General features: G+C 36.1%; 14 protein-coding genes and 1 other RNA gene. 5 read left to right on the top strand and 10 right to left on the bottom strand.

Annotated features, from left to right (window positions below; translation table 11 throughout):
• Position 1: 1 nt before the first annotated feature.
• Both LGQ90_RS04145 and LGQ90_RS04140 read right to left on the bottom strand, forming a co-directional pair.
• A complete protein-coding gene (locus LGQ90_RS04145) occupies positions 2-583 on the bottom strand; it encodes a MiaE family protein (RefSeq protein WP_229338390.1) in 582 nt (193 codons plus the stop codon).
• Positions 584-585: 2 nt separating this feature from the next.
• Complete coding sequence (locus LGQ90_RS04140; protein ID WP_229338389.1) at positions 586-2,538, bottom strand: DNA polymerase III subunit gamma/tau; 1,953 nt, start codon at positions 2,536-2,538, stop codon at positions 586-588.
• Positions 2,539-2,651: 113 nt separating this feature from the next.
• Between LGQ90_RS04140 and rnpB the strand changes: the two genes are divergently transcribed.
• Positions 2,652-2,964: RNase P RNA component class A (gene rnpB / locus LGQ90_RS04135), an RNA gene on the top strand.
• Here rnpB and LGQ90_RS04130 read toward each other — a convergent pair.
• From LGQ90_RS04130 to LGQ90_RS04110, 5 genes are read right to left on the bottom strand one after another with little or no spacing between them, the layout of a single operon-like run.
• Positions 2,961-3,791 carry a glycoside hydrolase family 16 protein gene (locus tag LGQ90_RS04130; RefSeq protein WP_229338388.1) on the bottom strand — a complete coding sequence of 277 codons (831 nt, stop codon included), beginning with the start codon at positions 3,789-3,791 and terminating at the stop codon, positions 2,961-2,963. The two genes, rnpB and LGQ90_RS04130, sit on opposite strands and share 4 nt — an antisense overlap.
• A 2-nt stretch (positions 3,792-3,793) precedes the next feature.
• On the bottom strand, positions 3,794-4,165 hold the full coding sequence (locus tag LGQ90_RS04125; RefSeq protein ID WP_229338387.1) for a hypothetical protein: 372 nt from the start codon (positions 4,163-4,165) through the stop codon (positions 3,794-3,796).
• Positions 4,166-4,181: 16 nt separating this feature from the next.
• A complete protein-coding gene (locus LGQ90_RS04120; RefSeq protein WP_229338386.1) occupies positions 4,182-4,715 on the bottom strand; it encodes an RsmD family RNA methyltransferase in 534 nt (177 codons plus the stop codon).
• Entirely contained in the window at positions 4,715-5,551 is an 837-nt protein-coding gene (locus LGQ90_RS04115) for a DUF3822 family protein (RefSeq protein WP_229338384.1), read from the bottom strand. Before LGQ90_RS04115 ends, LGQ90_RS04120 begins: the two co-directional genes overlap by 1 nt.
• Entirely contained in the window at positions 5,514-6,173 is a 660-nt protein-coding gene (locus LGQ90_RS04110; protein WP_229338382.1) for a hypothetical protein, read from the bottom strand. The genes LGQ90_RS04115 and LGQ90_RS04110 overlap by 38 nt, the downstream gene beginning before the upstream one ends.
• A 124-nt stretch (positions 6,174-6,297) precedes the next feature.
• Between LGQ90_RS04110 and LGQ90_RS04105 the strand changes: the two genes are divergently transcribed.
• Both LGQ90_RS04105 and kdsB read left to right on the top strand, forming a co-directional pair.
• Positions 6,298-7,734, top strand: a complete 1,437-nt coding sequence (locus LGQ90_RS04105; RefSeq protein WP_229338541.1) for an ATP-dependent DNA helicase — start codon at positions 6,298-6,300, stop codon at positions 7,732-7,734.
• A gap of 25 nt (positions 7,735-7,759) precedes the next feature.
• On the top strand, positions 7,760-8,521 hold the full coding sequence (kdsB, locus tag LGQ90_RS04100) for a 3-deoxy-manno-octulosonate cytidylyltransferase (RefSeq protein ID WP_229338381.1): 762 nt from the start codon (positions 7,760-7,762) through the stop codon (positions 8,519-8,521).
• A gap of 4 nt (positions 8,522-8,525) precedes the next feature.
• Here the strand turns inward: kdsB and LGQ90_RS04095 are convergent, their stop codons facing one another.
• Genes LGQ90_RS04095 through LGQ90_RS04085 form a run of 3 tightly spaced genes read right to left on the bottom strand, consistent with a single transcriptional unit; the run spans position 8,526 to position 11,046 of the window.
• Positions 8,526-9,833 carry a cryptochrome/photolyase family protein gene (locus LGQ90_RS04095; protein ID WP_229338379.1) on the bottom strand — a complete coding sequence of 436 codons (1,308 nt, stop codon included), beginning with the start codon at positions 9,831-9,833 and terminating at the stop codon, positions 8,526-8,528.
• Positions 9,833-10,531: an SDR family NAD(P)-dependent oxidoreductase gene (locus LGQ90_RS04090; RefSeq protein ID WP_229338377.1), complete on the bottom strand. Its 699-nt coding sequence runs from the start codon at positions 10,529-10,531 to the stop codon at positions 9,833-9,835. Before LGQ90_RS04090 ends, LGQ90_RS04095 begins: the two co-directional genes overlap by 1 nt.
• Before the next feature lie 5 nt (positions 10,532-10,536).
• Complete coding sequence (locus tag LGQ90_RS04085) at positions 10,537-11,046, bottom strand: SRPBCC family protein (protein WP_229338375.1); 510 nt, start codon at positions 11,044-11,046, stop codon at positions 10,537-10,539.
• A 240-nt stretch (positions 11,047-11,286) separates the two neighbouring features.
• Here LGQ90_RS04085 and LGQ90_RS04080 point away from each other — a divergent pair, with 240 nt between their 5' ends.
• Positions 11,287-12,006, top strand: a complete 720-nt coding sequence (locus LGQ90_RS04080) for a hypothetical protein (protein WP_229338373.1) — start codon at positions 11,287-11,289, stop codon at positions 12,004-12,006.
• Positions 12,007-12,009: 3 nt separating this feature from the next.
• On the top strand, positions 12,010-14,787 hold the full coding sequence (locus LGQ90_RS04075) for a carboxypeptidase-like regulatory domain-containing protein (protein ID WP_229338371.1): 2,778 nt from the start codon (positions 12,010-12,012) through the stop codon (positions 14,785-14,787).

Raw genomic sequence — 14,787 nt, 5'->3', positions numbered from 1 at the left:
TTTAACCGTGAATGCTTTCATTCTTACTGAGCTCTTTCATGATCTCAGCTTCAAATTCTAAAAGTTCCTGCCATTTTTGATCTACGATCTCACGATCTCCATACTGTCTGGCAAATTTCAGAAACATGGTATAATGATTGGCTTCGCTTACCATGAGATCTCGGTAGAATTTAGCTAGTTCTTTATCTTGCAGTTCTTCAGAAAGAAGTCTGAAACGCTCACAACTTCTTGCCTCAATCAAACCTGCAATTAAGAGGCGATGTACCATTTGGGTGGTTCTGCTACCTCCTTTCGGAAAAAATTCACGCAATTTTAATACATATTCATCTTTTCTATCTCTTCCCATGGTAAATCCCATTTTCAGGATACGGTCGTGTACCATTTTAAAGTGTCCCATTTCTTCCCTGGCCAGAGCAGTCATGGCAGTCACCAATTCTGAATATTCAGGATAAGTAACGATTAGGGAGATTGCGGTAGATGCCGCTTTTTGCTCGCAGTAAGCGTGGTCTACCAGAATATCTTCAATATTCTTTTCTGCAATATCGGCCCATCTGGGGTCTGTAGGTAATTTGAGTCCTAACATAGTTATACATCTAGATCAAAAGTTGCACGTAATTTATCCAGTAGGGGATTAGCCTCTTTCAGCTTTTCGTATTTTTCCTGAGGCGTAAATGCGTATTTTTTCGAGGTTGCCTCATCAACGTGAATAGTAAGGCTAATGTGAGTATTTCTCAATCTGGCTTTAAGATAAGTCATCAAGCGGTTTTCCTCACGTTCAAGATCAATCTTCATCGTCTCATTAGGGAAAGTGAGATGGATCTCTTTATTATTGAGGCTTGGAACCTGTGACTCAAAAATGGAAGCAAGTATTTTTTCTCCTTTTTTCTTCAGTCGTTCCGTGTAATTTTTCCATTCATTCACCAGGTCTTCCTCGGTGAACTCATCATCCATCACTTTTTCAGTGGGCATCATCGCCTTTTGCTGTTCAGCAATTTCCTTCTTTTTTCCTATACTTTTGATGGATAAGCCGGAAACTTTTTCTCTTTTGATGTCCGGAAAATCCTTTTTTGTAGTCTCTGTTTCTTTTGAGGAATCTGTTGCAGGGACCTCAATTTCTTCTGGCTCTGAAGGCTGAAGTGAATTTTCTTTTATTACTTCCGTTTCGGTTGAAAGATCTGGAGCCTGATTTTCATAAGAGTCCTGGGTTTTCTCGACCGCCTCTTCTTCCTGAGTCTCATCAATTAAGCTTGCTTCAGAAGTTTCTTCAGCAGGGCTATTTTCCGAATAATATTTTTCTTCCTCTTCTTTGGCACAGGATTCAGTAGCCACTTTTTGCTCGGGAAGATTATTTTCTTCGACAGGAGAGGAGTTGTCGTGCTCATTTTCTCTAAGCAGTTCTTTCTTTTCGGAAGGAATGCTTACTGCTTCCTGTTCAAAATTAGAAGCAGGAACTATTTTACGTTCAGCCTTTTTTTTTTCTGAATCGAAAGTGATAGAGGCGAGTTGCATTATGCATAATTCCACGAGAAGCCGTTGATTATGACTGTTCTTATATTTAAGATCACAAGAATTCGCAAGCTCTATGGCTTCCAGTAAAAACTGATGTGAAGTCTTTTGAGATTGTTCAAAATATTTGGCCTTGGTTTGTTCACCAACTTCCAAAAGCACTATAGTTTTTTGATCTTTGCAAACCAAGAGATCTCTAAAGTGGGAGGCAAGGCCGGCAATAAAATGATGACCATCAAATCCACTGGAGAGAATATCATTGAATTTTACCAATAACTGCGGAATATTATTTTCAAGGATAAGATCTGTCACCTGCATATAGGTGTCATAATCCAGTACATTCAGGTTTTCTGTAACCGCCTGTCTTGTTAGATCATTTCCACTGAAACTCACGACCCGGTCATAGATGGAGAGGGCATCCCGCATCGCGCCATCTGCTTTTTGAGCAATTATATGCAGCGCATCATCTTCAGCATTCACACCTTCTTGTTCAGCGATATATCCAAGGTAATTTTTAGCATCGGTTACCGTAATCCTTTTAAAATCGAAGATCTGACAACGGGAAAGAATCGTAGGGATTATCTTATGCTTTTCAGTAGTAGCAAGGATAAAAATAGCATGCTTAGGCGGCTCTTCCAGGGTTTTTAAAAATGCGTTGAAAGCTGAGGCAGAGAGCATGTGAACCTCATCTATAATATACACCTTATAATTTCCAACCTGTGGAGGAATTCTAACCTGGTCTATAAGGTTACGAATATCGTCTACAGAGTTGTTGGAAGCGGCATCAAGTTCAAAAATATTAAAAGCAAAATCTTCATCAGGATCCTGAGTTTCCTTCTGATTGATCATTTTAGCAAGAATACGCGCGCAGGTAGTTTTACCAACACCACGAGGCCCCGTAAATAACAAAGCCTGAGCCAGGTGATTGTTATGAATGGCATTAGCCAGGGTATTTGTGATCGCCTGCTGGCCAACTACGTCTTTAAAGGTTTGCGGCCTGTATTTTCTTGCCGATACTACAAAATGCTCCATCAAAAAGAATTGAATTACAAATATAAAAATCACAAGTCTAAACTAAGGGGTAGAGAGGCTTATTTATGAACAAATACGGGAAGAAATCAACATAAATTAACTTACATTTGCGCTAAGCAGGCCGCCTTATCGCTCTGACATTTTTCAGGGAGGAAAGTCCGGACACCACAGGGCAGCATAGTGGGTAACGCCCACCGGTCGTGAGATCAGGACAAGTGCAACAGAAAGAATGTACAGGTTAAGCTGTAGTGAAACCAGGTAAACTCTATGCGGTGCAATGCCATGTAAACCGGCATCTAAGGATTGCTCGTTCGTTGCCGGAGGGTAGGCAGCTAAAAATTAGTGGCAACGCTAATTTCAGATAAATGATAAGGAATCCGATCAATTATCGGATGACAGAATCCGGCTTACAGGCCTGCTTTTTATTCTTCTATTTCTTTATAGACCCTAACGTAATCTACAATGAATTTCTGCGGAAAGATCTCCGGGTCTACTTCTCCGGCCCAATTCCCTCCAAGTGCTAGATTCAAAATCAAATAAAAAGGCTTTCTAAAAGGATTATTTTTGTCTCCTGCTTCATCAATATTGAAAGTATGAAATAGAGAGTTATCTATAAGGAATTCAATTTTCTCTGAAGTCCAGTTCATCGAATAAACATGAAATTTCTCAGAAGGATCACTGATTAGCTCGCTTCCCCCATCCGACTTTATTCCTTGAGCATCATCCCACGGAAAATGGACAGTAGCATGAATCTTTCCGGTTTCTTTCCCAACATACTCCATGATATCGATCTCTCCGGCATTAGGATATTCAATTTCGTAGAAATTTGCTCCTAGCATCCAGATCGCAGGCCAGACTCCATTTCCCTTGGGAAGTTTAGCCCGAACTTCCACACGTCCATACCTAAATTCAAATTTATCTTTGGTATGTATGCTCCCAGAAGTATATGCAGAATATTCCGTATTAAAGCGATAATTCTGAATTGAAGGATCAAATTTTTTATTTCTGAAATTCTCTTTCCTGGCGATCAACTCAAGTTTACCATCATTTATTCGAACATTCTTTTTCCTGTTGGTGTAGATCTGTTCTTCAAGATTTCTGATAAAACCTGTTTCAAAATTCCACTTTTCTGAGTCAGGTTTTCCATCATTGTTGAAATCATCGTTCCAGATCAGCTTGTAGCTTTGTGAGTTTGAAAATTGAATAGAAAAAAATATTAAAATGAATGTAAGAAAGTAGGAGTGCAATCTCATTACTAAACGAAACCATATGCCCAAACGAGAGCTTCCTTTTTATTTTGAAATAGCTCAAATGGAACCGGCGAGAACTGCTTTTCAAAATTTGCAGTTTTAAGCTTTTCTAAATCCTCGCTTATTACTGCAATACCTTGTAATGCATTGCTTTGAATAAGGTTTATATAAATCACGGGATTTACATTATAGTTATATACTCTATTTGCAATATATATGAATTTCTTATCTCCGAAATGATTTTTACAAATGGACCTTAATTCTTCTACGTGATTCTCATCGAAAAGAATATCTTCTTTAACGGTTGATATAACTACAGATTCAAAAAATTCGAGCGTGGTGAAACTCACCTCGAGTTTCTTTGTGAGATTGGTCATAATTGAAGATAAACAATTATTCGAAGAAACTAAAAACAGAGCTGCCATATTTCCGGCTTTCCCTGAAATTTTCAAGAGTTGAAAGATCGGTATGTTTAGAATGTTCAATTATTAACAGGCCATCTTCATTTAACATCTCATGCTGAAAAACCAGCCCGGCTATTCTGGCAAATTTTTCATCTTCAAAATTATAAGGTGGATCAACAAAAATGATATCTGCCTTTATTGAAGCTTTCTCCAGATATTTAAATACATCGCTCTTTATGGTCGTTATTGGAAATCCAAGTTCTTCAGAGGTTTTCTTAATGAACTTTACACAATCGTAATTAGCATCTACCGAAGTTATATTTTCAGCTCCTCTTGCTGCAAATTCGTAAGCTATATTCCCTGTCCCCGAGAACAGATCAAGAATGCTAAGTTCTGAAATATGGTAATAATTATTCAGGATATTGAATAAGGCTTCCTTGGCTACATCGGTAGTAGGGCGTACCGGTAACTTTGATGGTGCGGTAATTCTTCTCCCTTTATGGGTTCCTGAGATAATGCGCATTATAATGATTTGATTAAAAGATATTCTGAGCGTTCTTCTGTTGGGCTGTTTTCTGTATCAAACTGGAAAGAATGAAAAGGTCCCATAAAAGAAATATTTCGGATATATTCCCAGGCCATTTTATATTCCTCAGAATCTTTTGAAATATCACCAATCAGGATTAGTTCAAACTCATCTGCATCCAGATTGAGTTGTTCAGCGGTAAATAATAGATAATAAAGAAAATCTTCCCTGGTATCAAATTCAAAACTATTGGCAAAAAGCAACCTTTTATTCTCAATTATTACCAGTTCATAAGAATTTAAATGGGAATGTAAGTAAACTTTGGGTTTTGCTTCCCCGGGAAGTTTAAGTAAAGACTCAATAAGCACACTCATGCTGTGACGATATTCAAACTCCCCATATTTATCAAAAAAATAATTGGTGATATTAGCATATGGAATATACACATTCACCAATTCGTTATTGATCTTATCAAAAGCTATAAAATCGGTTTTAAGAATTTTGGTGTTGAACTTAAGGTAACCTGCCGCATGGTCTTCATCAAAAAGTTCTTCAGGAACCAGGGTGAAAAGACTGTTTGTAAATATAAGAACGACTTCATCAACCGGCTCATTCAGTTCTTTTTCGTTCTCATAAGTCAGTTCAATATTCGACAGAACTTTAATAGGATCCAGTTGCTTTTCAAAATTAATCTTTTTGAAATAACTAATCCTATTTTCCTGTGTATCCAGAATACAAAAAGAAAGTCCATTCAAGCTAACCTGAATGGACAGTTTCTTATTATTTGTATGTTTTCTAATTGTCGGTATCTCCTCCATATCTGTCAAATCCATTACCACTGGTACTTACTTCGGTCATGGAACCAACACTAATATAACGCCCGTTTACATCATCTACAGATTGTACTTCGTTTTCCTGAAGAACCAAAGTTCTATCCTGATCTGAAAGTACTACTGCTTTTGCAACTCTGGCCTCAAAAACCGGAATTTTATTATCTCCTTTACTGATGGTACCTGCTCTTAGTTCAAACTTCTCATCTACACCATCTATAGGCACATTCATCATAGTACGATATCTTTCCTCGTTTCCTTTAAACAATGAATCTTTAACAGGTACGAATCCAAGAGTATCTACAATTACTTTTTCGATATATTGATCTACTCCGTAGGTCTTTTTATATTCTTCATCCAGAAGAGTTGTGTCACGACGTTGAGTAATAGCAAATTCAGCAGTATCAATGAATTTTACCAGGCTGTCCCAGTTACCCGAGAACTTTCCGGTTACTTCTTGATGCGCCAGTTCTGCGCTTCTTATATCTTTAAGGTTTTTAATAACCTTTGTATATCTTTTTTCCTTGATTTTGTTGAATTGAATAGGTTCGTAAACCGCGTTGAAAGTAAGATATGCCAGGAAGATAATTACCAACCAAAGAAGTATTTGTATTACAAATCTCATGCTTTAATAGTTTATGTTTTAATTTGAAGGTTATTGGTTACACGCAAATCTACAACTTTTTTTTATTCGTAAAAGTTTCTGCCATAAAAATCCATTCTTATCTTTGAGATTTTATGCACTTTCTATGGAAAAAACCACTCCGGATTCCTTTTTTAAGTTACTTGTTGAAGATCTTGGCTTTACCGCCACGCATAAGCAGGATATAGCCTTGCAGATGTTATCTGAGTTCGTGGTTAATGGAGGTAAGGACCGACTTTTTCTACTGCGAGGATTCGCCGGAACAGGAAAAACGACCATTATTAGCACGCTGGTAAAGAACCTTTGGAAGATAAGAAAGTCTGGTGTTCTACTGGCGCCCACCGGTCGTGCAGCCAAGGTGATCTCTAATTATTCTAATAAGGAAGCCTTTACGATCCATAAAAAGATCTATTTCCCTAAGAAGTCGAGTGGGGGAGGAATTCAATTTACACTTCAACCCAATAAACATAAAAATACTTTATTCATTGTTGATGAGGCTTCCATGATCTCTGATGACGGAGGGAATTCAAAATTATTTGAGAATGGCTCCCTTCTAGATGATCTTATTCAATATGTTTATCAGGGTCATAACTGTCAGTTGATTCTTATTGGTGATACTGCTCAGCTTCCTCCCGTGAAAATGGAGCTAAGTCCTGCTCTGGAAGAGAATAAACTAAGAATGAATTATAATAAGGAAGTTTCGTTTATAGAACTTGACGAAGTGGTAAGACAAAGCGAAGGAAGTGATATTCTTCATAACGCTACACTTATAAGAGAAAGTTTACAGGAAGGATTCTACGAAAGTTTCAAATTTGAACTTACTCAGAATGCAGATGTGGTTAGGCTGGTAGATGGCTACGAGATCATGGATGCGATACAGGATTCTTATGGGGTCAATGGATATGAAGATACAAGTATCATCGTCCGTTCAAATAAAAGGGCGAATATGTACAATCAGCAAATAAGGTCCAGGATCCTGTTTCAGGAAGAAGAACTTTCAGCGGGTGACTATTTAATGGTGGTAAAGAATAATTATTTCTGGGTGAAACCAACCAGCGAAGCCGGATTCATTGCCAATGGGGATATTGTCAAGGTTCTGGAGATCTTCGGATTTAAGGAATTATACGGATTCAGATTTGCAGAAGTACAGGTCCAAATGGTAGACTATCCCAAGATGCGCCCTTTTGAAACAGTGATCATGCTGGACACGCTAACCAGTAATACTCCGTCATTAACTTATGAGGAATCAAATAAGCTGTATGAAGAGGTGAAAAAGGATTATGCCAATGAGCGCTCTAAGTACAAACAGTTTATGAATATTAAGAACAATAAATATTTCAATGCACTTCAGATTAAATTCTCCTATGCTATTACCTGCCATAAATCACAGGGCGGGCAATGGAAGAATGTATTTATAGAGCAACCTTATCTACCTAATGGGGTAGGGAAGGAATATCTAAGATGGCTTTATACTGCCATGACCCGAGCACAGGATAAATTATATTTAATAGGTTTTGGCGATGATTTTTTCACAGCTAACTAATTACTATTTTTACTGAAAATTATACATGAAACAGACTTCCAAAAATCGAATTATTGCCATGATACCCGCACGTTTCGAAGCCTCCAGGTTTCCGGGGAAATTAATGGAGGACTTAAATGGGAAGACTGTAATAACCCGAACCTATGAGGCTGCCGTTAATACTGATCTTTTTGATGAAGTCTATGTAGTTACCGATAGCGGAAAGATCTTCGATGAGATCGTAAATGAAGGCGGACAGGTAATCAAGAGTGTTAAGGAGCATGAATGCGGAAGTGACCGTATTGCGGAAGCTGTGGAGAATATGGATGTGGATATTGTAGTGAACGTCCAGGGAGATGAACCTTTTATAGACAAAAATAGTTTGGCTAAACTTCTTGAGGTATTTGAACAGGAGGGAGCTGAAGAAATTGACCTGGCATCTTTGAAGACGAAATTAATTGATAGTGATGAAATCACTAATCCCAATAATGTAAAGGTAATCACCGGGAAGGATGATTTTGCACTTTATTTTTCAAGATTTCCAATTCCATATCCCCGGGATACTTCGGCCAATGTCACCTATTTTAAGCATGTCGGCATATACGCTTTTAGAAAATCAGCTTTGATGGATTTTTATAGATTACCAATGTTGCCATTGGAGGCGGCCGAAAAAATAGAGTGTATCAGATATCTGGAATATGGTAAAAAGATTAAAATGGTGGAGACCAGTGTGAAAAGTATTGGGATTGATACACCTGAGGACCTTGAAAAAGCGAGAAAGCTATTTAACTCCTCTATAAAATCTTAATTATTTAATTGCTAACAGCTTCCTTATAGGTTTGGAGTGCCCGTTCCCGGGCTTCTTTATGATCTACCATTTTTTCAGGATAATTTTCAGTTCCATATTCCGGCACCCATTCTTTTATATATTTTTCATCTTTGTCAAATTTTTCAATTTGAGTAGTAGGGTTAAAAATTCTGAAATAAGGAGCTGCATCCACCCCGCTTCCGGCAACCCATTGCCAGTTTCCAACGTTGGAAGACATTTCATAATCCAGTAATTTTTCAGCAAAATAAGCTTCTCCCCAACGCCAGTCAATCAATAAATGCTTGCATAGAAATGAACCCACCAGCATTCTAATTCTATTATGCATAAAACCGGATTCATTTAATTGCCGCATTCCAGCATCTACAAGTGGATAACCGGTTTCACCACTTTTCCATAATTCAAATTCTTCATTATTGTTTCTCCAGTTTATTCGGTCATATTTTTTCTTGAATGCCTCTGTAACCGTATCTGGAAAATGATAAAGTATCTGCATGAAAAATTCCCGCCATACCAGCTCATCCAGAAATGTCTTATTTCTTTCTTTATCTGCATCGCGAATCATCTGCCGCACACTCACCGTTCCGAATCTTAGATGTGGTCCAAGGCGGGATGTTCCTTGCACCGCCGGATAATCCCTTTTTTCTTTATAGTCCTTTATCAACCCGGGGGTAACTTTATAATCAGGAACTTTTAGGGAGGACTTTTTAAATCCTATGTCTGATAAACTTAAATTGGGAAGTCGGCTGTTTTTATAGAAATTATCCATAAACCTTGTGGTATAATGGAATTCCATATCTAGTTTACTGAATTTGTCTCTCCATAAATTCTTATAGGGTGTATAAACTACATAAGGATCGCCGTCTTTTTTAACCACCTCGTCTTTTTCAAATATCACCTGATCCTTAAAATCAAGAAATTCAATTTCATTATTAGATAAGAGCCGGGATATTTTTTTATCTCTTTCCCTGGCATAAGGTTCGTAATCCCTGTTGGTAAAGACTTTCTTTATTTCATAATCTGCTATCAATTCCTTGAAAACATTTTCCGGAGTTCCCTGAAGCATCGCGATTGAACTTTCCTGATTTTCCTGGAGTTCATTTCGCATTTTTTGTAGCTCGTCGAAAATGAAGCTAACCCGGGCATCATCTTCAGGTAACTTTTCAAGAATTTCAGAATCAAAAATAAATATAGGTAGTACCGGCAGGTCATCTTGTAGAGCTGCTTTTAAACCCGCATTATCGTCAAGCCTAAGATCTCTTCTAAACCAAAAAATATTAACTTCTTTACTCATTAATTGCTGTTTATAGTAGAGAGGCCTCCATCTACTCCTAATATTTGTCCCGTGATCCACGAACTGTTCTCACTTAATAAAAAAGCTGCGAGATTGGCAATGTCTTTAGGTTCTCCAACTCTTTTTAAAGGATGTCGCTGATCCATTTTTTTCCTTTTATCGTCATTGGAAAGTAATTTTTCAGCCAGCGGAGTATCGGTCAAGGATGGAGCGATGACATTTACCCTGAAATTTGGAGCATATTCTGCTGCCAGGGATTTGGCAAAACCTTCAATGGCTCCTTTTGCGGCTGCTACATTCGTATGGAATGGCATACCTACTTTTACCGCAACGGTACTGAAAAATACCAGACTTGCCTGATCTGAATTTTTAAGTTTATCAAGAACTCCTTTTACACATCTCACCAGTCCGAAGAAATTAAGATTCATTTCCTTTTCAAAACTTTCAGGCTTGATCATTTTAAAAGGTTTAAGATCTATACTTCCTGGGCAATATACCAATCCATCTATAGTATCGGGCAAATCAAGTTCTGAAATATCATCCTTTAGTACATCAAATTCAAGATGGGTTACTTTATCGGTATCTAATTCAGATTTATTTCTGGAAGCAACGATTATATTGTTATTCTCATTTAAAAGTTCAGCGATTTGATATCCTATTCCGGTAGAACCGCCTATTAATAATATATTTTTCTTCATCATATTTAATTTAAGATGTCTTGTTTTAGAGTCTCAGTAGAATGGGAATCTTCGTTATACTCACCAAACATTTCTATTAATTTGTGTTTGCGATAATCAAAAATTTCCTTAAGCTTGGATTTCACCAATATTGGGTGTGCGAGTTGCCCTAAAATTCCGAAAGGTAATTTGTAATCAATGATATCTTCCATTTCTACCCCTCCTGGGATAGATTTTATAAAATGTTTGTGATGCCATAAAGAGTAAGGTCCGAACCTTTGTTCATCTACAAAATATTCTCCATCTTTTACATGAGTGATCTCGGTGACCCATTTAGTTTTTATTCCTGCAACAGGAGTTACGATATATTGAATAATTTGTCCCGGAAACATGGGACGGTCACCACCCGAAAGAATTTCGAAACCCATATAATCTGGAGTAATTGTTTTTAAATTTCGAGGATCTGATAAGAAATCCCAGGCTTTCTGTGGACTGATGGGCAATTTTTGAACACTACGCAGTGTATAAAGCTTCATTTTAATTTGTTTCCAGTAAAATTACACTTCATTTTGTTTAAAATAAAAATATAATAGTTAAACAAAATTTAAATATGAAAAGTAACTTTCACTTTTTATCCCGGGACGTTATGTTAAAAAGGAGATTTATTTTTTTTAGACCCTCATAAATTTTAGATTCGTCCTGACCTAATAATATTATAAGGTCAAAATTGCAGAGAGTGATCTCATTTTATTAACATTTTTACCTTTTAAATGATATTGAATAATACTAATTATCTGCTCTTATCTTTATTTTTTGTTTTTTCTGGAAGTTTATTGGCTCAAAACGATGCAGCTTATTTATTGCTGGATCACAAGATTGGTTTGGAAAATACAATGCTCTTTAATGGAATTCAAAACTTAGATCAAGAAGTTACCATTAATGAAAAAAATAAATTTTTATATACTTATCAGGATTTTAATGTTTCTTCAATAGTTTATGAGAACAACTATTATCCAAGTGTTCTGCTAAAATTTAATGTATATGATGATTTAGTACTAGCGAAAATTCCTGTTTCAAATAAATTCTCAACTTTTCAACTTATTACTTCTCGTATTCAAAAATTTGAAATGAATGGTCATAAATTTGAAAATATTGGGATTGAAACAGAGAAAGATTTTGAAGGTTTTTATGAGAATATATTAGAAACTTCTTCATTAACCTTATTTAAAAAACATAGAAAAAAAGTCCAACGAAAAATGGAGCGTAACTACGTTTTTTACGAATTTGAGCCTACAGATTCCGAGTTTATTTTTAAATATGAAGGAGAGTTTTTTTCTGCCGACTCAAAAAAAGAGATAAATTCTATTTTCCCCACTCAAAAATCTGAAATCAAAAAATTCTATCGTGAACAAAGGTCTGTTCTAAGAGCTAAGCCTGACGATTTTATGATTCAGCTTTTTAAAGAAATTACTTCCCAATTAGAAAAGTCATCATAATTCATGTTTAAATATATCAAACTCTTCTTCTTATTATTTTGTGTACAACTAATATTTGGACAGGATACTAAGAATACCATAACTATTAGCTTTAATAATACTCCACTGCTAACAGCTATTTCTCAAATTGAAGAGAAAGCAAATGTGAAATTTTACTTTGTAGAAGAATGGATTCCCAATAAATCTATTACCGCTACTTATGATAAAATTCCCATACAGGATGTTTTAAACGACCTGTTGGATGAAACAATTTTAAATTATTATATCCTTGATGATAACAGGGTTGTACTAACACAAAATAGTATAATTTATGATGAGCTCCCTGCTAGGTTTTTTAGAGAGCCCCAGGTAAAACCTTCTGATGAAAACAATGTTAATGAAGAGACTGAACTGGTAGATTCTCCTATTTTTTTTAATAATAATATTTCTGAAAATAAGAAAACAGAAACTGTTAGAATTGGAAAACAAAACGCTTCTAATAGAAAAAGAGGTTTTACTTTATCTGGGTATGTAAAAAGTACTGAAACTGGTGAACCCATTTCAAATCTTGCAATAATTGTAGAGGGGAGAAATACCGGTGTTTCCACAGATATTAATGGTTTCTATGAGATTAACCTCCGGAAAGGAGTGAATTTTATAGAAACAAAATCTTTGACGAATGAAAATGTTCGAAAGAAAGTAATTATCTATAATGACGGGAAACTAGATTTTTCTCTAAGAGATTCTTATGAGATGTTAGGGGAAGTACTTTTGAATTCTAATGCCGACAAGAATGTTGATAATGCCAATACCGGCCAGGAGCAAATAGATATTGAAAATATTAAGAATATCCCTTTAGTTCTGGGAGAAAGAGATATTTTAAAAGTAGCAACTACCTTACCTGGGATCTCTACAGCTGGCGAAGGTTCTGCAGGTTATAACGTTAGAGGAGGAAGAGCAGATCAAAACCTCATCTTGCTGGATAACGCAGTTATTTATAATCCTGCTCATTTCTTTGGAATATTTTCGGCTATCAACCCGTTTACTTCAGGGGAAGCAAATATTTATAAAGGAAATATTCCTGCAAAATATGGCGGCAGGTTGTCTTCTGTTTTCGAAATAACTACCAAAGATGCTAATACTGAAGAATTTCAGGGAGAAGCGTCTATAGGACCGGTAACAAGTAATCTTGCTCTGCAGGTGCCAATTGTTAAAGAAAAATCGGGGTTAATACTGGGAGGAAGAAGTACTTATTCAGACTGGATACTAAAAAATCTGGATGAAGAATCTTTGAATAACAGTACTGCTTTCTTTTACGATGTAATTGCTAAGTATAACCATAAAATCGATAAGAATAATAATATTAAAGCTACCGGTTATATAAGTAACGATAAATTTAGTATCACTTCAGATTCTATATATAGTTATCAAAACAGGGCACTTACATTAAATTACAACCATAGGTTTAATGATAAGAATAGAGGAAGCCTTTATTTAACTAATAGTGATTACCAGTTTAATATAGATTATGAAAGTAATTTTGGCGACAATTTTGAATCTGGTTATCATTTAAATGAGACTGAATTAAAACTTGATATGGATTATATTCATAGCAACAAACATCAATTCAATTATGGGGTCTCAGGAAAATTTTATCGAATTGATCCGGGAGAAATTAAGCCAGTAGGTTCCAGCTCTCAAATACAAGCTTTAGAACTTGCTCAAGAAAGAGGAGTGGAAGCTGCAATTTTCATCTCAGACGATTTTGAGATTAGTGACGCATTACTTTTAAGCGTAGGTTTGAGATATTCCAGCTTTACAGCATTAGGATCAAAAGAGGTTCGTATTTATGAAGAAGGAGTTCCCAAAACCGATGCTACTGTTATCGATATAGTAGATTATGGTAAAAATGAAGTAATTAAGACCTATGGAGGACCAGAAGTAAGAGCTTCGGCAAGATATAGTTTTGCCGCAGATCTTTCTGTAAAGGCGAGCTATAACAATACCATTCAATATATACATACGTTAACTAATAACACGACAGTTTCACCAACCGACACTTACAGGTTATCTGGATTTAATATCGATCCGCAAAGAGCACAGCAGTATTCACTTGGTCTTTTTAAGAATTTCGATAATAATATATTTGAAACGAGTATTGAAGGTTTTTATAAAACATCTGATAATATCCTCGATTTTAAAGTAGGCGCAGATCTTTTCTTAAATGAAAATTTTGAGACAGAAGTTATTCAAGGAGAAGGAAAATCGTATGGTGTAGAGCTCTTGTTAAAGAAGAACTCCGGTCGTCTTAACGGATGGCTTGCCTATACCTATTCAAGATCTTTATTAAAATTAGATGGCGCCTTTAATGAGGAGACTGTTAATAACGGAGAATTTTTTCCTTCCAATTTTGACAAGCCTCATGATTTTAGCGCGGTTACAAATTATAAGATCACACAGCGCTATAGCATTTCTGCAAATTTCGTTTATCAAACAGGCAGGCCTGTTACTTTTCCTATTGGGCAATATAATTACGAAGGAGGGGAGTATGTAGTCTATAGTGACCGGAATCAGTTTAGAATACCTGACTACTACCGTCTGGATCTCAGTTTAAATATTGAAGGGAGTCACAAACTAAAGAAACTGGCACATACTTTCTGGAATATATCGGTATATAACGTATTGGGTAGAAACAATCCATACTCAGTATTCTTTGTAAATGATGAAGGTAATATAGAAGGAAGGCAGAGTTCAATTTTTTCTGTTCCGGTTCCAACGGTCTCTTTTAATTTTAAATTTTAA

Origin of the sequence: Christiangramia sediminis (assembly GCF_020552705.1) — a bacterium.
GTDB classification, from domain to species: domain Bacteria; phylum Bacteroidota; class Bacteroidia; order Flavobacteriales; family Flavobacteriaceae; genus Christiangramia; species Christiangramia sediminis.
The sequence above is the reverse complement of the archived record's forward strand: the minus strand, read 5'-3'. Positions and strand labels throughout refer to the sequence as shown.

Excerpts from the sequence above, each read along its gene's own strand:
- LGQ90_RS04145 (WP_229338390.1), bottom strand. The coding sequence starts at position 583 with ATGTTAGGACTCAAATTACCTACAGACCCCAGATGGGCCGATATTGCA.
- LGQ90_RS04140 (WP_229338389.1), bottom strand. The coding sequence starts at position 2,538 with ATGGAGCATTTTGTAGTATCGGCAAGAAAATACAGGCCGCAAACCTTT.
- LGQ90_RS04130 (WP_229338388.1), bottom strand. The coding sequence starts at position 3,791 with ATGAGATTGCACTCCTACTTTCTTACATTCATTTTAATATTTTTTTCT.
- LGQ90_RS04125 (WP_229338387.1), bottom strand. The coding sequence starts at position 4,165 with ATGACCAATCTCACAAAGAAACTCGAGGTGAGTTTCACCACGCTCGAA.
- LGQ90_RS04120 (WP_229338386.1), bottom strand. The coding sequence starts at position 4,715 with ATGCGCATTATCTCAGGAACCCATAAAGGGAGAAGAATTACCGCACCA.
- LGQ90_RS04115 (WP_229338384.1), bottom strand. The coding sequence starts at position 5,551 with ATGGATTTGACAGATATGGAGGAGATACCGACAATTAGAAAACATACA.
- LGQ90_RS04110 (WP_229338382.1), bottom strand. The coding sequence starts at position 6,173 with ATGAGATTTGTAATACAAATACTTCTTTGGTTGGTAATTATCTTCCTG.
- LGQ90_RS04105 (WP_229338541.1), top strand. The coding sequence starts at position 6,298 with ATGGAAAAAACCACTCCGGATTCCTTTTTTAAGTTACTTGTTGAAGAT.
- kdsB (WP_229338381.1), top strand. The coding sequence starts at position 7,760 with ATGAAACAGACTTCCAAAAATCGAATTATTGCCATGATACCCGCACGT.
- LGQ90_RS04095 (WP_229338379.1), bottom strand. The coding sequence starts at position 9,833 with ATGAGTAAAGAAGTTAATATTTTTTGGTTTAGAAGAGATCTTAGGCTT.
- LGQ90_RS04090 (WP_229338377.1), bottom strand. The coding sequence starts at position 10,531 with ATGAAGAAAAATATATTATTAATAGGCGGTTCTACCGGAATAGGATAT.
- LGQ90_RS04085 (WP_229338375.1), bottom strand. The coding sequence starts at position 11,046 with ATGAAGCTTTATACACTGCGTAGTGTTCAAAAATTGCCCATCAGTCCA.
- LGQ90_RS04075 (WP_229338371.1), top strand. The coding sequence starts at position 12,010 with ATGTTTAAATATATCAAACTCTTCTTCTTATTATTTTGTGTACAACTA.